Origin of the sequence: Streptococcus sp. Marseille-Q3604, from assembly GCF_916619785.1 — a bacterium.
Taxonomy (GTDB): Bacteria; Bacillota; Bacilli; order Lactobacillales; family Streptococcaceae; genus Streptococcus.
Window position 1 is genome coordinate 595466 of record NZ_CAKAKM010000001.1, and the last position, 26314, is coordinate 621779.

Consider the following 26314-nt stretch of genomic DNA (forward strand, 5'->3'; position numbering starts at 1 on the left):
GAGTCTCAATGGAATCTGAGAAAATCAAAATACACTTTAGTTTTATTTTTTATAGGAGGTAATATGAAATTACTGGAAGACCGCATTCTCAAAGATGGGAATGTCCTTGGGGAGAACATCCTCAAAGTTGACTCTTTCCTTACTCACCAAGTGGACTTTGATCTCATGCGTGAGATAGGAAAGGTCTTTGCTGACAAGTTCAAAGATGCAGGCATCACTAAGGTAGTGACTATTGAGGCATCTGGTATTGCTCCGGCCCTCTATGCTGCTGAAGCTTTGGATGTCCCTATGATTTTTGCTAAGAAGGCTAAAAATATCACCATGAATGAAGGGATCCTCACTGCTGAGGTCTACTCCTTCACTAAGCAGGTGACTAGTACTGTCTCTATCGCAAGCAAATTCCTCACTCCTAAAGATAAGGTCCTCATCGTTGACGACTTCCTAGCTAACGGCCAAGCTGCCAAAGGCTTGATTCAAATTATCGAAGAAGCTGGTGCACACGTCGAAGCGGTTGGTATCGTTATTGAGAAATCTTTCCAAGATGGTCGTGCCCTCCTGGAAGAAGCTGGCTATCCAGTCGTTTCACTTGCTCGTTTGGATCGTTTTGAAAATGGTCAGGTCGTATTTAAGGAGGCAGACATCTAATGCAAAATAAAGAGAAACACTCGCAGGCGGCGGTCCTAGGACTCCAACACCTACTTGCCATGTACTCGGGATCAATCCTGGTGCCAATCATGATTGCTGGAGCCTTGGGGTATTCAGCTCATGAATTAACCTACTTGATTTCAACTGACATTTTCATGTGTGGTGTAGCAACCTTCCTCCAACTTCAACTTAATAAATACTTCGGTATCGGTCTTCCAGTGGTTCTCGGGGTTGCCTTCCAATCAGTAGCACCACTTATTATGATTGGTGAGAAACACGGTAGCGGTGCTATGTTTGGTGCCCTTATCGTTTCAGGGATTTATGTTATCCTCGTTTCTGGCGTCTTTTCAAAAGTGGCCAATCTCTTCCCTTCTATCGTTACAGGATCAGTCATCACAACTATTGGTTTGACCCTAATCCCTGTGGCTATCAGAAATATGGGGAATAATGCTGATAAGCCAACTGGAGAGAGTCTCTTCCTTGCAGCTATTACTGTTCTTATCATCCTTGTAGTTAATATTTTCACTAAAGGATTTATCAAATCCATCTCAATCTTGATTGGGTTGATTGTCGGTACTGCTATCGCAGCAAGCATGGGCTTGGTTGACTTCTCACCAGTAGCTGCGGCACCTATTGTCCACGTGCCAACGCCATTCTACTTCGGGGTACCTAAGTTTGAGTTGTCATCAATCATCATGATGTGTATTATCGCTACAGTGTCTATGGTTGAATCAACTGGAGTTTACTTGGCCCTCTCTGATATTACCAAAGAACCACTCGATAGCACTCGCCTTCGTAACGGTTACCGCGCTGAAGGTTTGGCTGTTCTCCTTGGTGGACTCTTCAACACCTTCCCATACACTGGTTTTTCACAAAACGTTGGTCTTGTGAAGTTGTCAGGTATTAAGACGCGCTTGCCAATCTACTATGCAGCTGGCTTCCTTGTTCTTCTCGGACTCCTTCCTAAGTTTGGTGCCTTAGCGCAAATCATCCCAAGCCCAGTCCTTGGTGGCGCTATGCTTGTCATGTTCGGTTTTGTTTCTATCCAAGGAATGCAAATCTTGGCACGTGTTGATTTCGCCAACAACGAACACAACTTCTTGATTGCTGCGGTATCAATCGCTGCAGGGGTTGGTCTTAACGGTAGCAACCTCTTCAACAGCCTACCAAATGCTTTCCAAATGTTCTTCTCAAACGGTATCGTCGTTGCAAGCTTGCTTGCCATCGTCCTCAATGCCATTTTGAACCATAACAAAAAAGAAAAATAACACAAGAACACCTGAGTCACTTGACTTAGGTGTTTTCTTTGAAATTAAAATCTTCAAGTTGTAAAGCAAAAGAAAAAACTAAGCAACTAATCTGTCTAACTTTTACTGAAAGTAGCTCTTGCTATTTAATTCTTACGATTGACTTATTTTCAATTCTATAGACAGCATCATAATCTTCCAGATTGTAATGATGGGCAATTTCAATAATGCTATTAGGCAACTGTTTCAGGACATTACTTATTTCTTTTGAACTTGCTGCATCTAAAGAAGCCATCATCTCATCCGCAAGTAAAACCTGCTTGCCCCTCAAAATAGCACGTGCAATCTCAAGTTTTATGATTTGACCACCTGAAAAGTTATCTCCAGTTAATTCATAGTCTAATTGGTGACAACAAGCCTCCCATAGTCCAACTTTTTTTAGTGTTGAAATGAGCAATGAGTCAGAATAATCTTGATAAAGAGTTAGATTATGTCGCACACTTGTATGAAAGACATAGGGATTTTGATGAATAATTGCAATATTATCTAAATTTGGAGTCAGCTCCCTTCCATCAATGCTTTTAAAAATGATTTTCCCACTATATGCCTTATCTTGCCCTGATATTAACCTAAAAAGTGTTGTTTTTCCAATACCACTATCACCAACTATAAGATTATGCTGAGACAATGAAAAGGTAACCGTAACATCTCGAAAAATCTCTTGATTATCATAAGATTTAGTGACGTTTTTTAACTGAATTTCTTCTAAAGTATGTATGTGAAGCCCTTTTGAAGGAATTTCTGACTCACTTCCAAATGTCAATAATTTATCTTTTATCACTTGACTTGATTGAATACTTGCAATAGCCTCCAGAATCTGTTGTAAGGGGTTAATAAGATATGTTGAAGCAGACATCATAGCAATAAGTGTAGTAATTGAATTTTGTTTCATGACAAGACCAATCACAAATGGTCCAATCAAGCCGACAGCTTTCAGAGGTCCTGTCCAAAACATAACTAAATTATGAAGTGTATAATACTTAAATTGTGTCGTCTCCATCTCACTAAGGGTTATGAGAGTTTGCTTTACATTCTCTTTTTCTGCTTGGTTGCAAATAATAGTTTCAATCCCTTTACCAAAGTCTGTAATAGCTCTTAAATTTTTCTCTTTTGAGCTACTTAGTAATTCTCCTGACTCTTTTAACTTTCTCTTAAATATAAACTGAGGCAAAATCATCAGAAAGGCACCTACAGTAAAAAGACTACCTACAATAATATTTTGTTTGAGCAGATAAATTACAGATACTAGGACAGAGGCGCCCCACACTGGCGAGATAAGAAAAGATTGGAGGAACTCCTGGTCTACAATTCCAAGATCTTGTGTCAAGAGTGAGCAAAGCTCAGAATCGGATATGTTTTTAGGAAAGGCAGCATGATTCTTTAAAATATTTTCTGATAGGCTTACATTAAACGCTCTAATAATAGAACGAAGCAGAATATTCTCTATATACATAAAAGCGTACACAACCACCCAAAGAGAGATACTCGAAAATGTAAAAACTATTAAATCCCGACTATCACTACTATCTATATGACCTGCCATCTGGATAATTATAGGTATTACAATGCCTTGACACGAATAAAGAAGCGCAAAAATGATATAAAGTACCATTTCCTTCTTAGGAAGTAGCTTAATAAATCTAAGCAGTGACACAGCAACCGATTTAGTTTTTTCAATAATCATTGCTTTTACCTCCTTCCATTTGATACTATTATTTTAGTTTATTAATAGTATCAACTATTGAAATTTCGGAAATCCGATAAGGAAATATTATATGGAACTAGGTCAAAAATTTAAACAGATTCGGAAACAGAGAAAATTCACTATCCAGAGACTCGCTCAAGTAGCTGGATCTGTAGCGAGCCTTTCAGACTTTGAAAATAACAAAACATCACTCTCAAATGATACTCTTTTCAAACTTTTAAAACACCTAAAAGTCGAATATAATGAATTTTTCGGACAAGAATATCTTGTGGACGAAACCTACATAAAACTTGCTAATCAATACAATCAAGCTTCAAATAACCTAAATTTTGAAGCACTGGAGCAAGTTGCAGAAAAGTTTCGCATTTTAGGAGAAACCAATTATAGTGATTATCTGATTAGTCTTTGTATTGACTGTCAGGTTTCAAAACTTCAAAACCAGTCAGTTAACCAAGATATTGCTACAGAACTTCAAAACTATTTCTTTTCAATTGATATTTGGACACTTCTCGATATTGATTTACTGGATATGGTAAAGGATATCTTCACAGAAGATGCGCTAAAAATCTACATTAAGGAACTCCTATCAATACTCAATAAAAATCCTAGAAATAATTTAGATCGAATCGCTTTAGATGTTATCAGTCGTTGTATTTTCCAAATCATTCTTTACGGAAATCAAGAAGATAGTGACTACTATATAAACGAACTAAAAACTATTCAATTACCAGACTATTTCATGTTACAAAAACTCTACCTTAAAGAACTAGAAGCCGCTTACCTTTATAAATTTATCGATAAGAACATTGGAAATTCATTACATAAAGAAGTTCTCCACTGCTTGGCTTTTATGGGAGATGACGAAAATTTGAGAGAGTGGACCCAAACTTTCCGTCGATTATAGACTTTATTGGATAACAGTTGTACAATGATTATATAATTTGAAAAATTTAGAAAGGAAAACAGAATGCACGAAACACATTCTCTCCGTGAGCGATTTCTTGTTTTCTTCAAGATTTTTGTGCCCATACTGATCTATCAGTTTGCCAACTTTTCAGCAGCTTTTGTGGACACTACCATGACTGGGCAATACGATGCCCTACACTTGGCGGGGGTAGCCATGGCAACGAGTTTATGGAGTCCTTTTTTCACCTTCTTAACAGGTATCGTCTCTGCCTTGGTTCCGATTATCGGACACCATCTAGGGGCAGGTCGCAAGGACCGAATGGCACCTGATTTCTATCAATTTCTTTATATGGCTTTGGGTCTATCACTAATCCTCTTTGCCCTCGTTTTTCTGGGGGCACCCTTGGTTTTGAATCATCTAGGTCTGGAGCCTTTGGTCAGAGAAGTCGCCCTTGGTTATCTACGATTTTTGAGTCTTGGGATTATTCCCCTTCTACTCTTTAGCGTGATTCGTTCCTTCCTTGATGCGCTTGGCCTCACGCGCCTGTCCATGTACCTCATGCTTTTGCTTCTACCTCTCAATGGTTTCTTCAATTTTCTCCTTATCTATGGCATTGCTGGTCTACCAGAGTTGGGGGGAGCCGGAGCAGGTCTGGGAACTTCATTGGCTTACTGGGCCCTTCTCCTTATTTCCATCGCAGTTATCAGAAAGCATAAGAAGGTTAAACCCTACCACATTGAAAAGGTTCAACCCCTTGATAAAAATTCTCTACTTGAGGCACTTAAACTGGGTCTCCCTATTGGTGGAACGGTTTTTGCAGAGGTCGCCATCTTCTCAGGTGTTGGTCTAGTTATGGCCAAGTATCCATCCCTTGTGATTGCTAGTCATCAGGCAGCCATGAATTTCTCAAACCTCATGTATGCCTTTCCTCTCAGTGTTTCCAGTGCTATGGCTATCATTATTTCTTACGAATTTGGAGCTAAACGCATGGATGCGGTCAAGAGCTATAGCAAGCTAGGTCGTCTGACTGCTTTAGGTTTTGCTGGTTTTACCTTGATTTTCCTCTATTTCTTGCGCTACGATTTGGCTGAACTCTATGGACATGAACCTGAGTTTTTGAGAATGACGGCTATTTTCATGACCTATAGCCTCTTCTTTCAAGTGGCGGATGTCTTTGCGGCTCCCCTTCAAGGAATTCTGCGTGGCTATAAGGACACCAAGGTCCCTTTCTATCTCGGTGTTTTGGCTTACTGGGGCATGACTTTCCCTGTTGGTTACCTTCTTGAAAAAGTCACTGAACTGGGCCCATATAGTTACTGGATTGGCCTGATTGCCAGTCTTATCGTCAGTGGTATTTGTTATCAATGGCGCCTAAATAGAATCGTCAAACGTTACGAAAATCAACTTTGATATACTTGAAGCAGTCTCGTCAGACTGCTTTTTTCTCTGCTCACATCCTGATAATAAAGAAAAAGCCTCCTGCATATTGAAAACAGATAAACTGTTGTCAATGTACACAAAGCTTTTTTTATGAGTGATTAATTTTATTCAGATTTTCCTGACCTATCGCCAAACTAGATTCATTAATGAAAACATAGATGTTTAATATTGAAAAAAGTATCACAGAGACCAGCTGGGTCAACTAGGGCAAAATAAATCATGACTAAACCACACAGAGCTAGGAAATGATAAAGATAAACTACTTTCTCCGCTGTTTTAGGAAGTAAAAGAAAAGACAAGAACCACAAGACACAAATGGCTATTAATATGAGTAGTTTATTCAGCAATTCCATAATAAGCTCCGTCAAAAAGGTTTAGCACAATATAATAGTCCTTAGAACTATCTGAATGTTATCACAAAATCTAACAAGTGCTGTCATATTTCTTTATGGAAATTTATACTCTTTTGCTAGCTATGTTTAGGTAAGTTAAGACATATAAAATCATATTGGGAGGTTGGGAAGACTCATTATTACACAAAGTACAATAATGTTTACAGACGCCAAAACCAGCAAAAGCTAAGGAGAAGGACACATTGACACTTGTCAGATTTCTCACTATTATAGTGTACTATTTTTTTATTTGAAACATAAAACAATTTTGCCCAAATTGTTAAAAAATGTAATGAAAGGTCACTTTTTTATCCTGAATGGTTAGGTCACATTCTATGTTAGCTTTAAAAGGCTTTCATCTTATTTACAGCTTCTTCTGTGATGAAAAAAAGAGGTTAGAACCAACCTCTTTTTAGTAAGTAATTTATTCCTTCAGAATACCTAATCAGTCCACTTGATCAAGCAAGTAAGCATAGCCCTCTTTTGCCATGTCAGCTTTAGGAACAAATCGCGTTGCTACCCCATTGATACAGTAGCGTAAGCCACCCTTATCTCTTGGCCCATCTGGGAAGACATGACCTAGATGAGAATCACCCACACGACTACGAACCTCAATGCGGTCCATATTGTGCGAATGGTCTTCCTTGTAGTTGGCTACCTCTGGACTAATGGGTCTAGAGAAACTTGGCCAACCACAGGCCGAATCAAACTTGTCCTTGGACGAAAAGAGTGGCTCACCAGTCGCCACATCAACATAAATCCCAGGCTCAAACTGATTCCAAAGCGGACTCGTAAAGGCCCGTTCTGTTCCATTCTCCTGAGTCACAGCGTAGGCTTCTGGACTCAAACTTTCCTTAAGCTCCTGCTGATTTGGCTTGTGATAAGCACTAGCATCAATGACAGGACTAGCTGCCTGATTGACATTGATATGACAGTAGCCATTAGGATTTTTCTTGAGATAATCTTGATGATAATCCTCAGCAGGAATAAAGTGTTGGAGGGGCAACAATTCAACCGCCAAAGACTGACCGTATTGCTCAGTCATTTCTTGGAAAACTTGCTCGATAATCGATAAATCATTTGCATCCGTGTAGTAGACACCCGTACGGTACTGAGTTCCCACATCATTGCCCTGTTTGTTTTTACTCAGAGGATTGATGATACGGAAGTAATGTAGCAAAATCTCACGCAAGGACACCTTGCTAGCATCATAGGTCACCTGAACCGTTTCAGCGTGACCCGTCTGACCGATAAGCTCATAGCGAGTCGTCTCGCTACGGCCATTGGCATAACCCGAAACCGCATCAAGCACACCAGGCACACGTGAAAAATACTCCTCAACACCCCAGAAACAGCCACCAGCAAGATAAATCATATGATTATTTAGATTTGACATTTTTAACACTCCCTTCAATAGATACTTTCATCTCCACGCCTTAAGTGTAACGCTTTTGAGAAGATTTCGCACTTATAGTGACTTGAGGGAGAAAAAATCCCATCACAAATGTGATAGGATTTTATTTTTATTCCATTTCAAAGCTTTCGCTCTTAATCTTATCTGGTAAGACGAGAGACAGGAGGATGAACAAGATAGCTGGAATCAACCATGGCAGTGATGCTCCTGATAATGGAAGGAAGTTAATGATGGCATTAAGTCCTGCAAGTTTGAACTGGCTGGCAATTACACTAAGCAAAGCGATAAGCGTCACTATAGCTACTGTCACTTGCATACCAGTTTTAGACAAGGCCACAAACTTATTAGCAATCACAATCATAACAATTGTGATTGTAATTGGGTAGAGAACCAAAAGTACTGGTACTGAAAAAGCAATGATATTATTAAGTCCCAAATTGGCAATCGCAAATCCAATAAGAGTAAAGACAATAGCATAGGTTTTGTATGAGACTTGTGGGAAGGCCTTATTAAAGAACTCACCAGTCGCCACAATCAATCCTGCCGTTGTCGTAAAGCACGTCACTGTTACCATAACTGCTAGGAAAATCTGTGAAATCGGACCAAAGATAGCCTGAGTTGCATTCGATAGAACAGCTGCTCCAAGGTTAGCACCTTCTCCCAAAGTTGATGTATCAAGTGGGAAATGGTTACCCAAGAATGCTAGACCTAAGTATAAACCTGAGAACATCAATCCAACCAGAATACCTACAACCCAAATGGTTGAGATGTACTCTTTTTTAGATTTAAAGCCTAATTGATTGAGGGTAACTACTGCCACTACACTAAAGGCTACCGAAGCCAAGGCATCTAAAGTATTGTACCCTTCCAAGAAACCATTACCAAAGGCTGAGGCTTTATAATCTTCTGTTGCTGTCTGTGTGCTATGACCCCCATATTTAAAGGCACCAACTACAATCAAAATAACTATTAGTAGAGCAAAAATAGGTGTCAAAATTCGACCAATACTATCTAAAATCTTAGAAGGATTCATTGCAATCCATAAAGCCAAGGCAAAATAAACGGCTGTGAAGGCAAGTAACCATAGACTTGTATGACTATTACCGACCATTGGTGCAATACCAATTGAAAAAGCTGTCGCTGCTGTCCTTGGAATGGCAAAGAATGGTCCAATAGACAAGTAAAGCACTGCCAAGTATAACAAGGCAAACTTAGGTGAGATTTTTTGAGAAATCTCGTGTATATATCCCTTCGGATTTAGAGTCCCAATAATAAGTGTTAGAATTGCAATTCCGACACCAGATAGGACAAAACCGGCAATGGCTGGCCAGAAATGACCTCCAGATTCAAAGCCTAGCTGAGGAGGGAAGGTTAGGTTTCCCGCTCCAAAGAACATACCAAACAGCAAAAGAGCTGTAAGGCCTCCTTTTTTTAACATAGGTAACTCCAATCTAAAACAAACAAGACATAACCTCCCAAAAGAAAAGGGCTTGTTTATTAATATTTTTAGTCAACTTAACTAGTATGACATGGTTAATTTGAAAGTTCAAGCAATTGAAACTTATTCACAAAGGTTTTTAAAATTTCAAATATTCTGTCTGATTGGATGAAAAAACTAGACAAGATTCTTATCTCGTCTAGTTTAACTACTTAAATTATGGGTGACTAACAATCAGTTCAAGATTACCCTTGATTTCCCAAGCTTGAACATCGCTTGGTAGAATAAAATGGCTACCTTTTGCAATGTCGTAATCTTGCCCGTCTACTTTAAGACTTCCTTGACCATCAAGCACACTAAACAAACTGTAATCAGCAGTCTTTTCAAAATCAGCCTTGCCTGAAATTTCCCATTTGTAAACAGCAAAGAAATCACTTGCTACTAAGAGCGTTGATTTGAGGTCATCTACTTTTGTTGTGACTGGTCGACTGTTGGCTGGCTCACCGATGGTAAGCACGTCGATAGATTTTTCAAGATGGAGTTCACGCAGGTTACCTTGATCATCTTTACGGTCAAAATCATAAACACGGTAGGTCGTATCACTAGATTGTTGCGTTTCAAGAACCATGATACCTGCACCAATAGCATGCATGGTACCACTTGGTACATAGAAGAAATCTCCTGCTTTAACTGGAACCTTGGTCAAGAGATTTTCCCAATCCTTACTTTCAATTTGCTGGCGCAATTCTTCTTTTGATTTGGCGTTATGACCGTAAATGATTTCAGCACCTGGTTCTGCAGCAATGATATACCAACACTCTGTTTTACCAAGCTCACCTTCATGTTCGAGTCCATAAGCATCATCTGGATGGACCTGAACTGAAAGCCAATCATTGGCATCCAAAATCTTAGTCAAAAGTGGGAAGACAGGTTCTTGACGATTACCAAACAATTCACTATGCTCTGCATAAAGCACATCTAAAGTTTGACCAGCATAACGGCCATTCTTAATCGTCGATACACCATTTGGGTGAGCTGAGATAGCCCAGTACTCTCCTACATGGTCGCTTGGAATGTCGTAGCCAAAGACATCACGTAAATGCGTACCACCCCAAATTTTCTCTTGCATGACAGATTGTAAAAATAATGGTTCAGACATAATTACTCCTTTTTCTAGGAACGAGAGGCCTTAACATTTTTTGGAATTCAAGAAAAGGTGTTGACTCTCTTAGAGATTAACAGTGAAGTCTTACATAAAATAACCAATCTCTTTAAGTTACCAGACTTCTGATTCTCGAAAAATTTAGGCAAGTTCTGATTGTTGATTACCTCAATTATAAGCATAATTTGTGAAAAATTCAACAAACTTATAAAGAAAAGAATGAACAGATTAACTTCCCAAATCACTAACCAAATGTAAGGTCTAAAAAATTTCTTAGTGAGACGTTTTCCTTAATCTATCTATTTGAATTAAGTCAATCTTTAACCTATAATGTTAGTGATATTATGAAAGGAAATCTCTCAATGAAATTCTATTCCTATGACTATGTGCTAAGTCAGATTAGCCAACAAAACTGGGTTATGGTTGCCATTACTGCAGGACTTATTTTAGTGACCGGTGTATTTGCTTTTAAAGCCTTCAAAGAACGCCATGATACTAAGTTTCGTGAACTCTCTATTATTTCTATTTTAACCTTAGTTGCCGTGGTTCTAATTGCTATCAGTAATTTCCAAAGCAATCAATCTAACAACGACCAATTTAGAGCATCTCTTCACTTTATCGAGGTTGTGTCTAAAAATCTTGACGTTGATAAGAGCAAGGTTTATGTCAATACTTCTACTACTACAGATGGCGCTATCCTCAAAGTTGGAAACAAGTACTATCGTGCCATCTCAGGTTCAGAACCTGACAGCTACTTGCTAGAACAAATAAAACTTTACAAGTCTGATGTTGAACTCGTGGAGGTTAAAAAATGACATCTTTTTATCTTACTGTTGCAATTAAACTAGCTTTGGGGCTTATTTCACTCGTCTTTGTTATCAATTTAACAGGTAAAGGAAACCTAGCACCTAGCTCAGCTACTGACCAAGTACAGAACTTTGTTCTTGGTGCAATCCTCGGTGGTACAATTTATAGTAGTACCGTTTCAATCCTCCAATATATCGTGATTTTGATTATTTGGACGATTTTGATTTTACTTCTTAAATGGCTCATCACCAATATTCACTTTATCAAACATTTGATTGACGGTAAACCAACCGTCATCATCAAACAGGGTCAACTAGATCCTGAAGCTTGTCGCTCTATAGGACTTTCAGCTTCTGATGTCGCTTTAAAATTACGTTCTCAAGGAATTTTTCAACTCAAAGAGGTTAAACGTGCAGTTATTGAACAGAACGGCCAATTGATTGTGGTTCGTGCGGGTGATGAAAATCCGAAATACCCAATCGTTACTGATGGGGTCATTCAAACAGAAATTCTTGATACTATTGGTAAAACGGAGGATTGGTTAAATGAAGAGCTTCAAAAAATGGGATATGAAAACGTTTCGGATATCTTTATTGCTGAGTACGATAAAGGAAACATTAATGTCGTTACTTATTAAACAAACCACTTGCATTACCGTTTAATATTGTCTATAATGGTATCATCATAAAAAGGAGGTTCTACTATGGGAATCGAAGATAAATTAAATCAAGCTAAAGGCGCTCTTAAAGAGGGTGCAGGTAAACTGACTGGCGACAAAAAGACTGAAATCGAAGGTGCGGTTGAAAAAGTTGTAGCAAAAGCAAAAGACGGTCTCGAAGATGTTAAAGAAGGCATTGAAGGTGCTGTTGAAGGCCTTAAAAATAACTTTAAAAAATAAGACAAAAAAGAAGTTTTCAAGCCATTTGGCAAGAGAACTTCTTTTTTTATTTGTTTTCTAAACTAAAATTACTAACGAGAATGCTTGCTTCCTTTAAGTGCAAATGATGCTGTCATAAGTACAGCCCCTAATGCACCTAATCCCAAGCTACTCACATCACCAGTATCTGGTAACGTTGATTGGTTTGCTTGGCTACTTTGTGAACTTTTAGCAGACTGATTAGCCTTAGAGCTTGTATGTTGTTTCTGGGCAAAATTAGTTTGTACAACTGAGCTAACATTTTCCTTTTGACTCAAGCTTGACTGACCTTTTGATGCTTCAGAAGTTTGATTTTGAGTAGGAATCTTATTCAACTTCTCAGCAGTCTCTTGATTTTGTTGTTGGGCACTGCTTGTCGCATTAGTCATTGTTTGTGTCGGTTGCTCTTTTGTAGGCTGGTTAGCAAGAGAGGTATTTGATTTAAGCGACGCTCCTTCAGAGCTTGAAGGATTTGATGTTGGCGTATTTTGATTTGATAAAGCTGTATTTGTCGCTGTCATTGCTGGAGCATTGGTAGCTGGTTGATTAGCACTGCTGCTTGTCGTAGAGCTCATATTTATAGAGTTTGAGCTACTTGTTTGACTAGCAAAGTTTGGTGGGGTAGGACGTCCAGTATTAGCCGTCTGGCTTGTTGAACTTGTACTACTTGTGCTAGTTGTATTCTCAGAACTTGTCGAAGCAGATTGGCCCCATGGGGTATTGACGGTACCCGTATTTGTAGAGCTGCCACCATAGCTAGTTGGTCCGCCGTAGCCTCCGAAGTTATCAGACATTGAACTATTACCAAAACCACCACCTGGGAAGCCGCCCATGCCACCAGCACCAGGACCATTGTTTGTGCCTTCTTCAGTAGCTGTTGCAGTGGCACTTGAACCACTTGAGGTCGTGATGGTATAAGTTTCACCCGGAGTTAGGCTCTCAGTACTAAAGACCACATTTCCAAATGAAGTTGTTGCTGTTGTGGTCGCTACAACATTTCCAGAGCTATCAGTGACTGTGATGGTATCCCCTGCACTTCCTGAGATGTTAGCCATAATGTAAGATTGGCTTGAACCTGTTGTAAAGGCTTGAGCCATTCCTTGGTTACCAATAGCCCATACAGTACCGCCCGAGATAATACCTGTTCCATCGTAGTCGATAGCGGCATTATCTGCACTCGTCTGAGCGACATAGAGGGAACCACTTTTAACAATCACATTACCGTTACTGTCGATACCATCACCATCTGCCAAGATAGTTACCGTTGCACCGTCAATATTGATGCCCACTTCATTTTCCAAGTCAGAAGTCGAATTGGTTAAGCTTGAAGTATCAGCGCTGTCCTTGGTCGTCCACTCAGTGGCGTTAATACCATCATCACCAGCAGTGATATCAACGGTTCCACCTGTCAAATTGATATAACGCCCTTCAAGGCCTTCGTCACCTGCTACAACTGTTACTTTAGAATTGCCTTCGACAGTCAATTCATCTGTAACCGTGATACCTTTATCAGTTGCATTAATGGTTACCGTTGAGTCGGTAATCGTCAAATCACCACTGTTCACATCTGTTTCGTCTTCGACCTGAATACCGTCATCAGTTGCTGTGATGTTGACTGTGGCATTTTTAATAGTTACAGCTGTCGTCGCATTGATACCATCTTTAGCCTCTGACGTCAAATCAAGCGTTACTGAATCAACAGTCACACTATCAGCCTTGATGGCGTGCTTTTCAGTACTTGAAAGGGTAAGGGTGCTTCCAGTACCACTCGTGATTGTTAAGGCACCAGCGGCTTCAATCGCATTATCAGACGTCGAAGAAATAGAACTGTCTGAAAGGACATTAACAGTCAATTCTGCTGAAGAATTGGAAGTAATAGACGAATCCGTTAAGGTCACACCATCCAAGTAGATTGTAACTGGATCTGTCACGCTACCTGACACAATAATGGTATAGCTTGAACCATTTCCGGTCAAAGTGTATGATCCTGCTTGATTGATGGTAATTGTCGTTCCATCAACTGTGACAGTACCGCTATCACTTGTTACCACGGTTGTTCCATTGAAAGTAATCGTTGTCGTTGAGCTTTCTGAATCACTATCTTCAGACTCAGTTGTCGTCGTTTCAGTAGCTGAATCTGAGGCGCTGTTGGTTAACACTGAAGCTGTTTCAGATGCAGTGGCTTCAGTGGTGCTTGTGCTTGTATTAGTGCCACTGTTTTCATCTGTAGTAGTTGTTGCCGTTTCTGAAGTTTCATTAGTGGTTGTTGCAGCAGTTTCAGAAGAACTGGCTTCTGAAGTTGAAGATGTGCTTGACTGATTAGATGTTTCACTACTTGTCGATGTATCTGTTGTGTCGGATGTTGTACTTGTTGCTGACGAAGCCGTGTCGGATGTCGTAGTTGTAGTACTTGTATCAGTGTCTGTACTTGTTTCACTAGTATTTGACGAATCTTCCGTCTGAACACTTTCTTCAATCAAATCGGCAGTGGTTTCACCCGTCGTAACCGTTGAGAATGTTGATTCGGTGTTTGCCTCATCGGCTGAAGCCTTATTTTCATTTAAGACGACCGAGCTACCAAAAATTAAGCTCGCTACTAGGACTGAACCTGCAGTTTTCCATTTTGATGATTTTTTAATGGCGTAACGTTCTTGTGTTTGTTTCGTATCTTTGTATGTCATATGTTAGACCTCTTTCTTACTTTTGAGATGCCTCTATTAAACACAAGAAACCTAAGACAAGACTTAAAGAAAGGTTAATTTTTCCTTAAAGTAAAAAGTCCCCAAGATATTGGGAACTTTCAATCTATAGGATAAACCACTCTAAATTCTTCCAACACAACTAGACTGTCCTGACTAAAATGTAATCCAACCTCATGCAACCATTTGCTAAAGAGATCCTCATGAAGCTCTTGCCAATAGGTTAGCCCACGGTCTCCTTCACCTTCCTTGTAGGCATGGTCTTCAGAAACCTCTTTAAATGGGATGACCTCAACTTTCGTCGTTTCAATAATACAAATAGCATTCTCCTTACTATCAAGAATGACGCTCAGTTCATTTTCCTTGGGCAATGGTTCATCCCCCACTGCATACAAGTCAAAAGCTGAACTGGTTGCTGTCTTTTGCCCCATCAATACGAGTTCTGCCAAATAATCTGCTTCCACGCCAAAGGCCCAGGCATCAATCTTATCTCCGATTGACTGATTTAAAATCTTATAGGCTTGCCACATCTGGTCTGATTTCATCAATCTACTCCTGCTTTTACTTTCCTTCCATTATATCAAAAAATGATAGGCCAGATGGCACTATCATTTTCATCTTAATACTTAGAATGTTTGTAACCGTAAAAGGCATAGATCACTGAACCGATTAGCACTGCCAAACCAAAGGCTAACCATGTCTGCCAACTGTACTGACTCATAAAGGAGAGACAGACGATAATTGAAATAATAGGCAAGACCGGAACAAACGGAACCTTGAACTCGTCCTTCTGTGGCAAGCCCTTGTCCTTACGAAGAATAATGAGAGCAATAGCCAAGAGGACCAAGTAAGCCAAGGTCGCAATGTTAACCAAGGATGCCATATTGGCCAAAGAGAAGACACCTGCTGAGATAGCTGACAAAGCACCTGTCAAAAGTGTCGCATGATGTGGAACCTTATTAGTCTCTGAAACCTTTTGTAAGGTTTGAGGAAGGAAACCATCACGCGCCAGGCTATAAACCATACGACTAAGGGCATAGGCCATTGAGATACATACCGTAATCAAGGTCATAATAGCAACCACAGAGACATAGTTGGCCGCCCAAGAAATACCGATATAGCGAAGGGCATAAGCCACAGCATCATCAACATTCAACTTGGTATAGTGAACAACTCCTGTCAAGACCAGCGAAACCACGGCATAAAGTGAAGCCACGATAATCAAGGCAAGAACGATACCTCGAGGAACGTTCTTTTGCGGCTCTTTAATCTCGTCTACTGTCATAGAGATAGACTCGAAACCAAGGAAACCAAAGAACATGAGGGAAGCACCCGCCATAATTCCTGTCTTTCCTCCATAAATTTGCCCAAAGCCAAATGGTGCAAAATCTGCCCAGTTGCTAGGATTCAAATGGAAGAGACCCACTAAGATAAAGACTGCTAAGGCTGAAAACTTGAGCACTACCAAAAGTGAGTTCAAACGTAAAGCCTGTTTAGAATTCATGAGAAGAAGAGCCGTCACCAAGACCAAGACCAAGACTGGCAAGAGGTCAATGTAAGTGCCTTGACTGGGATTGAAAGGTCCACTGATGGCTTGAGGCAACTTAAGACCAAAGCTAGCCAGTAGCCCCTTGAGGTAGGCACCCCAACCAGAGGCCACACTGGATACAGCATTCATAAAGACAATCATGGTCAACCAGCCACCCATCCAGGCAGGATACTCCCCCCAGACAGCATAGAGATAACCATAAACACCACCAGCCGATGGGTAACGTGAGGCAAACTCAGCAAAGAAAATAGCTGACATCCCAACACACACGGCTGAAATCAAGACCGAAATAATCAGGGCAGGACCAGCTAGAGTCGATGCCGCGGTACCAGTAATTGTAAAGATTCCTGTCCCAACCATGGCACCGATTCCCAGAAGGACTACATCCCTAAGGGTCAGATGTCGTTTCATCTCAGTCTGAGCAAGACCAACATCCTTTTTACGAAAAATACTCATTTTTATACTCCATTTTTTGCGAAATACCGAACTATTATACCATATTTCTTGGCCTAAAAGGGCCTCTTTCTGTATTTTTATACTTTTATTGTTGAATGCTATGCCAAAAAATGGGGACTCCCAGTGGTTGCTTTTTAATTTTACATACATCTCTATCAAAAGAAACTTGCTAAAGTGGTTCTTTAGCATTCATTTTTGTAACTAAAATCCTTATCTCGAAAGAATTTTCAATTTTTAGAAAAAATATGAAAATCTTATGAATGCGTTTGATTCTTCTAATGAAAGATGTTAGAATGGGGTCATTAAAAAGGAAAAGGGGAACTTTTATGGAAAATAAAGTTCATTTTAAACTTCATAAAGTGAAAAAACAATGGGTTACCATTGCCGTATCTGGTTTGGCACTTGGTGCCTCATTGATTGGAGTTGGTGTCTCTGCCGACGAACAAGCTGCGAATCAAGTCACCTCAGCAAGCACACCTGAGAGCGTCAGCCAAAATCCTGATTTTGTCGTCACAGAAACAACTGTAGATACGACAAAAGCTGATCAAGTCGCAACCAATAGTGCAACTGATACAACTGCTACTGTCACAACTGATAAACAACCAGTCCTTAAAGAAGACCAAGCAAGCAGCACTTACAATTTGTCTAGTGGCGAAACGAGAACTGCTACTTCAACTTCAGAAACAGCTAGCACAGTCACTGAAGTAAACAGTCAAGCACCAGAATCTGTTGAAACTACTGTCGTTTCTGGCGGTCAATTCAAGAGCGATGCTGAGGGCAACTGGTACTATCTCAAAGATGGGAAAAATTTGACTGGTGCCCAAAACGTTGACCATTTCGACCTTTATTTCCACGAGGATGGCAAGCAAGCCAAGGGTGAGATTATCACAGAAAATGGACAATCTTTCTACTATGACAAAGCCAATGGACGTAAGGTAACCAATACCTCTATCAACATCGATGGTCAAGCCTACAATGCTGATGCCCAAGGTCGTTTGACAGTAGTTCTACCTGAAACGAACAAACGCAACCAGTTTATTGAAGACAACAACCACAACTGGTATTACCTCGGCAAAGATGGGAAACCCGTCACTGGTGCTCAGAATATCGATGGCTTTAACCTCTACTTCCACGAAGATGGTCGACAAGCTAAAAACGAAATCGTCACTATTAATGGTGATAGCTACTATTTCGATAAAGACAATGGACGTCGCGTAACAGGTCTACAAGCTCTTAACAACGTCAACCATAAATACTTTGGCTTTTACTACTTCGACAAAGATGGCAAGATGGTCAAAGATGACTTCATCACTGAAAATGGAAATCTTTACTACTTTGATGCTACTGGTAATCAACCTAATTTTGTCTTTGTTTCGGATAATGCTGGAAACTGGTATTACATCAATGACTTCAAGGCAACTAAAGGCTTCTCAGCCCCATTTGGTTTCCAAACCGAATTTCTAGACCGTAGCCAAGCTCACTACAAGACAAGTGTTCAAAACCTGAACGGACAACAGTATTACTTTGACCCTAAGACTGGTATTATGGTAACCAACCGTTATGTTTCTGACGATAAAGGGAATTGGTATTACTTTGGTAAAGATGGTAAAGCGCTTCATGGCTTTCAAACAGTAGACGGTAGCCTTCACTACTTCAATGACAATGGTCAACAAGTCAAAGGGGACTTCCTTTACTACGGTAACGATATCTACTATTTCGATAAAGATAATGGAAATCCAGTAACTAACCAATTTATCAATAAAGACAACTCTTGGTACTACTTCGGAGCTGATGGTAAAGCCGTGTCTGGTTTCCAAACCATTAACGGACAGAACCTTTATTTCCACGAATATGGTGTCCAAGCCAAGGGACAACTGGTTACTATCGGCGGCAAAACCTACTACTTCGATCCAAATACAGGTGACAAGTGGGTCAATCGTTCACTTACCTTAAACGGTACGGTCTATAATTTTGATAGCAATGGTGTGGCGACTACTAAAGCTGACCAAACCACAAATCGAAATCAATTTGTTAAAGGTACTGATCAAGAATGGTACTACTACGATGCTAATGGTAAAAAGGTCACTGGTTTCCAAACCATTAACAAGGACCTCTACTGCTTCAACGATAAGGGCCAACAAGTCCGAGGAAGTATTTTCAACCTAGGTGATAACTACTACTTTGCCAACAAAGACACTGGTGCTGTCCTTCGTAATGCCTTCTACCATGATAAATCTACTGGGCGTTACGGTAACTTCTCTGAAAACATCTACTACGCTGGCAATGATGGTGCCTTCAAGACAGGCTGGTTTGAAGTTGATGGCAACCGTTATTATGGTAGCGACTATTCTGATGACGACACACCTAAAGGAAACCTCTACACAGGAGTTATCAACTCTCAACTCTTTAGCCCAGATGGAAAACTCTTGACAAACGGTCTCTATCCTGAGTTCAAGCGTACTGGTGAGAATTCGTATGAACTTGAAGGTGTCTATGTTACAGATGCCGACGGTAATATCAAAGAAGGTCCTTATCAATATGATGGTAAGATTCTTGGATCTAAATATAGTAACGTCCGCCAATCACAATGGTCAACTTTTGACGAATGGGATATTCTTAATGGACACCTCTACCATTTCGACTCAACACCTATGACCTTCACAGCACCAAATGGCCAAAAAGTGACCACAAACGTTGCCATTGCAACAACTAACAAGGCCCTTACTTATCGTGGCGTAACCTTTAATTTTGATGCCAAGGGTATTGATGCGGCAAAAGAAAAAGCCATCCACTTTGACCAATTGCAGACGGATCGTAGCGGTACAAGTTATCTCTATGAAAATGGTCAAAAAGTCACTGGCTTGAAGACATTTGATGGCGTCACTTACTATTTCTATGAAGATGGCCGTCAAGCCAAAGGCACAGAGGTTACAATCAACGGTAAGACTTACCAATTTGACCAATTGACTGGTATCATGACACGCAACGCCTTTTCAAAATCATACAACTACGAAGGTTCTCCACGCTTCCCATACTCCCCAACACGCTACTATGGTAACGATGGAGCTGCTCTTACTGGTTGGCAAACCATCGATGGCAAAGACTACTACTTCCGAGCTAGTGGAAACCTCGAAACAGGACGTTTTGTCATCGGAGACAGATCCTATAATGCTGATGACAATGGTGTAGTTGCTGACCGCAAGGGTGAGCCTGCTTATCGCAATCGCATTGTCTACGATAAAGGTGACAACTACTATTACAATGACAAAGGTGAAAAAGTGACCGGCTTCCAAGAAGTTGATGGCAAGGTCCTCTACTTCGACGCTGAAGGCAAACAAGTCAAAGGACGCTTTGTCACAGTTGATAACTACACCTACTATTTGGACCCTAAAACAGGTGAAAGATACTCTAACCGCTCTGTCCTCATCGATGGTAAACTCTATACCTTCGACAAAGACGGACATGTCGTGAAGTAAGTTTAGATGAAACCGAGACGAATGTCTTGGTTTTTTTGTGGGTTCTTTTAAAATTAAATTTTTCGAACTTTCTTCCATAAAAACTGAAAAATTGTAATTTATACTTGAGTTTTTCAAGAATTAATTGATAAAATTTGCAATACTTTTACTATTTTTTTCACAATATAACAGCTTCCGAATAATTAAAAAATTATTATAGAAATATTTGAATATATATAAATCAAATGTTAAAATTAAGGTGAAAAGTGAGAAACGGAGGATAGAATTATGGAACACAAAACTCATTTCAAGCTTCACAAAGTGAAGAAACATTGGATTACCATTGCTATTTCAAGCTTAACACTTGGAATCATCGCTTCTACCGGAAATATCGCTTATGCTGAGCAATCGGAATTACCTCTTACTAATCAAACAATAGAAAATTCCATAGTTTTTGAAGAATCAGCTATCAACACATCGAATACTTTCATTGATGAAAAGACTACTAGCCAGTCCGAATCGTCTCTTGAAACATCAACAAATCATTCTACGACAACCGATACTTATACAGTCGACAACAACTCGAAAGTATCGCTTCCTGAAGATAGTACCGTACCATCTTCAAGTGAAGCATCTTTGGAAGGAGCTACTAATGTTTCTGAAGCTTCAAGTATTGAAACACAAGAAGATAACTCAATTACAGGAGGCAACTTCATAACTGATGAATATGGTAATTGGTACTATATTAAAGATAATCAAAAGTTAACTGGCTTTCAAACAGTGGATGGTGTTCCTCTTTACTTTGACCAGGATGGTATCCAAGCAAAGGGTAACTTTGTAACTGTGGATAATGAAACATACTACTTTGACAAAGATTCTGGTAGAAAGTTAACGAACCAATTTGTTACTGATGGTGGCTATGGATGGTACTATCTCGGAGCTGATGGTAAGGCTGTAAAAGGAGCGCAAACTATTGATAACTTTGATCTCTATTTTGATGATAGAGGATATCAAATTAAAGGTTCGCTAGTTAATATCGGAGAACAGACTTACTATTTTGATCCATACAACGGAAGAAAGGTTAAGGACAAAAAGATTTATGTCCATGGAGGTACATTCTATTTTGATGAATCTGGCGCTGCAGTAAAAAATCGTTTTATTTCTGATAATGAAGGTTTTTGGTATTACTTTGATAAAGATGGACATATGGTTACCTTCAGTCAAATCATCGATGGCTACTCTCTTTATTTTCATTCTGATGGAAAACAAGCTAAAGGTCAACTAATATCAATTTGGGGGAACCATACAGGAACACATTATTTCGATAAGGATAATGGTAGAGAGGTTAAGAATGCCATCTTCGAGCTTGATGGTAAGTCTTATGAAGCTGATGAAAACGGTATTGTTAAAGAACTCCCTCCATATCGTAACCAATACATTTCTGAAAATGGAAATGATTGGTCCTATTACGATGGTTTTGGACACAAACTTATTGGACTTCATAATATAGATGGTGTAAATGTTTATTTTGATGATAACGGAATCCAAGCGAAAGGAAAAATAACAACTATAGGTACAGACACTTATTTCTTCGAAAAGGATAATGGAGCAATGCGTACAAATCAGCTTTCTGTCATTCCTACCAGAGTGAAGAAAACCGTAAATGTTTATGGTACTGATATTGACATAGATGAGTACGTCAATATCACTTACTATTTTGGCCCAGATGGAAAGGCTATAAAAGGATTCCACACGATAGATGGACAAACCTACTACTTCAACGAGAAGGGTTGGGCACTCGATGGCATTATCCATGAAAAAGATGGCGACTACTTCCTCCAAAACTATCATTTAATTTACAATCAGTTTGTAAACACATACTCTGATAATCAAGATGATAAAACAATTACTGGTACCTACTATGTAAACGGTGAAGGAAAGGTTCAAGTAGGATGGCTTAACAAAGACAATAATCGTTATTATCTAGATCCTGAAGCAGGTGGAAAAGTCACTTACGGTTGGAAAGAAATTGATAATAAATTCTATCATTTCACTGAGAAAGATAATCAAGATTCTGCTGGTCAACTTATTCGCAATCAAACTTATCAAGATGGCGACATCTTAGTAACTATTGACCAAGAAGGAATCGTAACTCGTAGCACTGAGAAGCGTCAAACATTTGTTAAAGATGCTCTAGGAAATAGTTATTATGTCACTAATGATGGGACATTTTTAACAGGTCCTCAAGTGGTTGATGGTATCTCTCTTTATTTTGATAAAGATGGCAAACAAGTAAAAGGTCAATTACGTAAGATTGATGGACACATCCATTATTACGATAAACTCACAGGAGAAATGATGACAAATCGTTTCGTCACATTATTACTCGGAGAATATGTTCCAGAAGAAGATTATGAAAAAGTTATCCATTTTGGAATGCCCGCAGCTCCTGGAAGCGGTAGTGGCGACGGAGGGGCTTCTAGAGTCGCTAGATACTACTTTGACAAAGATGGCAAAGCAATAACTGGGCGTCAAACTATTAATGGTAAAGATTACAATTTCCAACAAGATGGGCGTGCCATCCTGAATAAAATGGTTGATTTTGGCGGTCAAAGCTACTTCTATGGCGATGATGGAGCCATGGTTAAAAATCAAACTGTTATGTTTAAATTTTTAGCTATAATGAGACAATTTACGGTTAGCTATCACTTTGATGAAAATGGTGTTGGCCACTACGTCCACTAGCATTAGTTGTATTTCTTTACCTCAATAACGTCTAATTTAGGAATACTACATCTAAGAGAGTCAAAACCACCTGTGAGAATGATAGTGTCTGTTTTTTAAAGTCAGTCGTACAAAATAAATGTACGGCTGTTTTTTATGCATACCGCTTAGACTTGTACTTCTCTATTTTCTTCTTAGCGATTGGGTATAACAAAGGATATCTGAAATTAAGGTAGCGTTTCTCACTTCCAAAGCCAGTTTCATGATCAATATTCAACATGGTATAGTGGATAAGGTTCGTCAAGACCAGAGTAACTAGAGAATAGAGAACTGCTACAATTATCAGGGATATGACAATAAATGTTCATATATTATTGATTAAAGTTTTTGAAATATAAGTTTTTTATTAAACATAAATCACTTTTATGAATCCTCTAGAAAATCATAAAAAGCCCTAATTTTTGAATGAAATTTTACATTAACACTCGTAATGTACTATTACTATCATGTTTTAAATCATTTTAAGTATCAAACAAATTTTTTCAATTTACATATTTTTAATTTTTTGACTTTTATAATCACCTCTGTTATAATCATCATATATCAAGGAGGAATTAATGAACATGAATAAGAAATTACATGCTACTATTGGTCTTAGTGCTGCAATTTTAGCACTTGGTCTATCATCTTCTGCACTTGCAGATGAACAAGAATTGCCAGTAAGTCTTCCCGCTACAGAGGCTCTTGATAACACTTCTTTTGAAAACCTAGTTGTTGAAAACATCCCTGCTTCAGCCGTTGATGTTAATCTAGCTAACGAATCAGTAAGCACAACAACTACTACTAATCCTGCAACTGAGGTTAGCTCAGCGAGCACTGCTATCCTTAGTGAGGAAGTAACTGCACCTGCACCAACAATTGAAAATACAAGCCCTGTAAATCTTGAAGAACCAAGTCCAGTTGTAAACACACCAACAGTTGATGAGCGTGTGTCAGAAGTTCGTATCCATCACATCCGTCGAACAACCGAAGCAAGTTACTCACAATTTAGCTCTCAAAAGGATGTGCTTTACGCAACGATTAAAACTCCTGCTTTCACTGAATACGACACTGCTGCTTTTGCGCCAGCAACGGTTACCGATGAAAATGGAAAAACATGGTATTTTGCTAAATACGACGATATAGTACTTAACAATAAGAGTAATTACGGCGCACCTAAAAAAGGAATTGCTTCAAGTCCTATTATTGATGTCACCTACTTCTATGATGATGTTGACCTTGCTCCAACTGTCGCGCAACAGGCCCGTTTTGTCGATGAGAAGGGACAGGAAATTGCTCCAATCAAAGTCAACATGGTTAGACGCGATATTGATTTAGCTTACTATGCCTATTTCCCGACTGCGCCTGAAACGATCCAAGCAAATGGTAAAACATATAAGCTACAATCAACTGATGATCAAGAAATTAAGTCACACAAAATTCGTATTTCAAATACTGTGACAATCACTTATATTTACAAGGAAGTTACTGAAGGAACAGCTGAAAAACCTGTAACACCAGCTACATCAACAAGTGCTAAAAAACTTCGTCTTCCTAAAGGCAATAACGGTGTGAAAACGCGTATTCCTGTCAACTACAAACACCAAACAAATTCTTCAAACCAAGGAACTACAAAATTACGTCTCCCTAAAGGGAATAATGGCGTAAAAACACGTGTATCGGCTAAAAAGAACACTCCTATTCTTGCAGTAGACTACTTATAAGCAATAAAAAACAAAGACCATCTAAACTCGTCTTTGTTTTTTTCATTCCTAATTAAAACAGCAGATTTTTTAAATCATATATTCCAAATCATAACTAGCATCAGAAAGAATACGTGCCAAAAATTGTTGTGTACGTTTTTCTTTTGGTCTGTAAAAAATGTCTTTTGGACTCCCCTCTTCGATGACATGACCACCATCCATGAAAACGACATGATTAGCTACATCTCGTGCAAACCCCATCTCATGAGTCACAACTACCATTGTTGTTCCTTCATGAGCAAGTTGTTTCATGACGTCCAGAACATCCCCAACTAGTTCTGGATCAAGGGCCGATGTTGGTTCATCTAACAAGATAACTTCTGGTTTGACTGCTATTGCTCTAGCTAAACCAATACGTTGTTGTTGTCCTCCTGAAAGTTGTGATGGGTAGTAATCTTTAAAATCCAGAAGACCAACTTTTTTAAGTGCTTCTTCAGCAATCTCTTGCGCTTCACTTTTGGGAACTTTCCTAGCAATCACTAAACCTTCCAAGATATTCTCAATGGCAGTCTTGTTTGCAAATAAATTGTAATGTTGAAATACAAAAGCTGTTTTCTTTCGGATATCTAAAATATCTTTCTTTGATAACTTATCCAAAGAGTAGTCCTTACCTGAAATTCTTAATTGACCTCCATCAGCTTTCTCCAAATGATTAAGGCAACGTAAGAAAGTTGTTTTTCCTGAACCTGATGGTCCCAAGATGACAACCACATCTCCCTGTTTCACTTGTAGATTGACATCAACAAGAACCTGACGATCTCCAAATGTTTTTGATATATGTTTAGCTTCTAGCATAGTGACTCCCTCTATGTAAATTGCAATTTTCTTTCTCCAAAGTTAAAGAGAACTTGAATGATACCACAAATGATTAAATATAAAATGAAGATGACAAAATAAGATTCAAAATATTGATATCCATATGCTGCTTCGACTCGTGCAATTGCGGTAATATCTTTTATCGTCATAACAAAGACAAGTGACGTTCCTTTTACAATATTGATAACTAAGTTACACAAATTTGGAAGCGCAGCCTTAAGTGCCTGTGGAAAAACGATTCTCAGATAGGCTTGTCTTGTTGTTAAACCTATGGCTTGAGCAGCTTCTAGTTGACCTTTATCAACAGTTAGTAATGCTGATCGAATGATTTCCGACAAGCTTCCTGTCGTCATCAAGCTATAGATAATAAAAGCATAGTAAAGCGGATTAACTTTGAAGACATCTATGTGACTCCCAATACCTTTAAAAAACTGATTTAACAAACTAGGGAACAAACTATAAAAGAATAAAATTAAAAGAATTGGAGGTGTTGCACGAATAAACGCAAGATACACAATTGAAAAAGTCTTAACACCTCGTACCTTATAAATTTGACCCAAAGCGAGAAATAAAGCAGGTAGAAAACTCAATAGAATAGCCACAACCATGATTCCCAGTGTTACCGGAACACCATATAAAGCCTTGATAAAGGTATCTATAATAAAAGTAATATTCATTTT

19 protein-coding genes are annotated in these 26314 nt (G+C 39.1%); 10 read left to right on the plus strand and 9 right to left on the minus strand.

All coding sequences use genetic code 11. The annotated features are described in order from the left end of the window. Nucleotides 1-63 precede the first annotated feature (63 nt). A complete protein-coding gene (locus LG375_RS02700) occupies nt 64-645 on the plus strand; it encodes a xanthine phosphoribosyltransferase (RefSeq protein ID WP_225745231.1) in 582 nt (193 codons plus the stop codon). Further along, nucleotides 645-1913 carry a nucleobase:cation symporter-2 family protein gene (locus LG375_RS02705; RefSeq protein WP_225745232.1) on the plus strand — a complete coding sequence of 423 codons (1269 nt, stop codon included), beginning with the start codon at nt 645-647 and terminating at the stop codon, nt 1911-1913. The genes LG375_RS02700 and LG375_RS02705 overlap by 1 nt, the downstream gene beginning before the upstream one ends. A 121-nt stretch (nt 1914-2034) precedes the next feature. Here the strand turns inward: LG375_RS02705 and LG375_RS02710 are convergent, their stop codons facing one another. Beyond that, nucleotides 2035-3636 (minus strand): ABC transporter ATP-binding protein, encoded by a 1602-nt coding sequence (locus tag LG375_RS02710; RefSeq protein WP_084871283.1) that lies wholly within the window; start codon nt 3634-3636, stop codon nt 2035-2037. A 91-nt stretch (nt 3637-3727) separates the two neighbouring features. On the opposite strand from LG375_RS02710, the gene LG375_RS02715 reads away from it, so the two are divergent. Both LG375_RS02715 and LG375_RS02720 read left to right on the plus strand, forming a co-directional pair. Then, nucleotides 3728-4561, plus strand: coding sequence for a helix-turn-helix domain-containing protein (locus LG375_RS02715; protein WP_084914392.1), 834 nt, complete (start codon nt 3728-3730; stop codon nt 4559-4561). Between the two features lie 63 nt (nt 4562-4624). After that, nucleotides 4625-5974 carry an MATE family efflux transporter gene (locus LG375_RS02720; RefSeq protein WP_225745233.1) on the plus strand — a complete coding sequence of 450 codons (1350 nt, stop codon included), beginning with the start codon at nt 4625-4627 and terminating at the stop codon, nt 5972-5974. Between the two features lie 867 nt (nt 5975-6841). Here LG375_RS02720 and msrB read toward each other — a convergent pair. The 3 genes from msrB to manA form a co-directional block, all read right to left on the minus strand. Beyond that, entirely contained in the window at nt 6842-7792 is a 951-nt protein-coding gene (msrB, locus tag LG375_RS02725; RefSeq protein WP_225745234.1) for a peptide-methionine (R)-S-oxide reductase MsrB, read from the minus strand. A 127-nt stretch (nt 7793-7919) separates the two neighbouring features. Then, the gene (gene brnQ / locus LG375_RS02730; RefSeq protein WP_225745235.1) at nt 7920-9248 is read right to left on the minus strand and encodes a branched-chain amino acid transport system II carrier protein; all 1329 of its coding nucleotides are present in this window, start codon (nt 9246-9248) and stop codon (nt 7920-7922) included. A gap of 217 nt (nt 9249-9465) precedes the next feature. After that, entirely contained in the window at nt 9466-10407 is a 942-nt protein-coding gene (gene manA, locus LG375_RS02735; protein WP_225745236.1) for a mannose-6-phosphate isomerase, class I, read from the minus strand. A 365-nt stretch (nt 10408-10772) separates the two neighbouring features. On the opposite strand from manA, the gene LG375_RS02740 reads away from it, so the two are divergent. From LG375_RS02740 to LG375_RS02750, 3 genes are all read left to right on the plus strand, one after another. Continuing rightward, nucleotides 10773-11225 (plus strand): DUF3290 family protein, encoded by a 453-nt coding sequence (locus LG375_RS02740; RefSeq protein WP_002885310.1) that lies wholly within the window; start codon nt 10773-10775, stop codon nt 11223-11225. Further along, nucleotides 11222-11854 (plus strand): DUF421 domain-containing protein, encoded by a 633-nt coding sequence (locus LG375_RS02745; RefSeq protein ID WP_021143946.1) that lies wholly within the window; start codon nt 11222-11224, stop codon nt 11852-11854. The genes LG375_RS02740 and LG375_RS02745 overlap by 4 nt, the downstream gene beginning before the upstream one ends. Nucleotides 11855-11920: 66 nt before the next feature. Continuing rightward, nucleotides 11921-12115 (plus strand): CsbD family protein, encoded by a 195-nt coding sequence (locus tag LG375_RS02750; protein ID WP_002891254.1) that lies wholly within the window; start codon nt 11921-11923, stop codon nt 12113-12115. Between the two features lie 71 nt (nt 12116-12186). On the opposite strand, the gene LG375_RS02755 is transcribed toward LG375_RS02750, so the two are convergent. From LG375_RS02755 to LG375_RS02765, 3 genes are all read right to left on the minus strand, one after another. Next, nucleotides 12187-14814, minus strand: coding sequence for a carbohydrate-binding domain-containing protein (locus LG375_RS02755; protein WP_225745237.1), 2628 nt, complete (start codon nt 14812-14814; stop codon nt 12187-12189). A gap of 119 nt (nt 14815-14933) precedes the next feature. Beyond that, on the minus strand, nt 14934-15377 hold the full coding sequence (locus LG375_RS02760; RefSeq protein ID WP_073688042.1) for an ASCH domain-containing protein: 444 nt from the start codon (nt 15375-15377) through the stop codon (nt 14934-14936). Between the two features lie 74 nt (nt 15378-15451). Next, nucleotides 15452-16837, minus strand: coding sequence for an amino acid permease (locus tag LG375_RS02765; protein WP_225745238.1), 1386 nt, complete (start codon nt 16835-16837; stop codon nt 15452-15454). A 326-nt stretch (nt 16838-17163) separates the two neighbouring features. Between LG375_RS02765 and LG375_RS02770 the strand changes: the two genes are divergently transcribed. The 3 genes from LG375_RS02770 to LG375_RS02780 all read left to right on the plus strand — a co-directional run bounded on the left by LG375_RS02770 (nt 17164) and on the right by LG375_RS02780 (nt 24779). Further along, a complete protein-coding gene (locus LG375_RS02770; protein WP_225745239.1) occupies nt 17164-20313 on the plus strand; it encodes a KxYKxGKxW signal peptide domain-containing protein in 3150 nt (1049 codons plus the stop codon). Between the two features lie 267 nt (nt 20314-20580). After that, nucleotides 20581-23037 carry a KxYKxGKxW signal peptide domain-containing protein gene (locus LG375_RS02775; RefSeq protein ID WP_004182290.1) on the plus strand — a complete coding sequence of 819 codons (2457 nt, stop codon included), beginning with the start codon at nt 20581-20583 and terminating at the stop codon, nt 23035-23037. A gap of 596 nt (nt 23038-23633) precedes the next feature. Next, nucleotides 23634-24779, plus strand: coding sequence for a hypothetical protein (locus tag LG375_RS02780; RefSeq protein ID WP_004182289.1), 1146 nt, complete (start codon nt 23634-23636; stop codon nt 24777-24779). 69 nt (nt 24780-24848) lie between these two features. Here the strand turns inward: LG375_RS02780 and LG375_RS02785 are convergent, their stop codons facing one another. Together LG375_RS02785 and LG375_RS02790 are read right to left on the minus strand one after the other, a co-directional pair. Next, entirely contained in the window at nt 24849-25613 is a 765-nt protein-coding gene (locus LG375_RS02785) for an amino acid ABC transporter ATP-binding protein (protein ID WP_013990376.1), read from the minus strand. Between the two features lie 11 nt (nt 25614-25624). Continuing rightward, nucleotides 25625-26311, minus strand: a complete 687-nt coding sequence (locus LG375_RS02790) for an amino acid ABC transporter permease (RefSeq protein WP_004182287.1) — start codon at nt 26309-26311, stop codon at nt 25625-25627. Between the last annotated feature and the right edge of the window lie 3 nt (nt 26312-26314).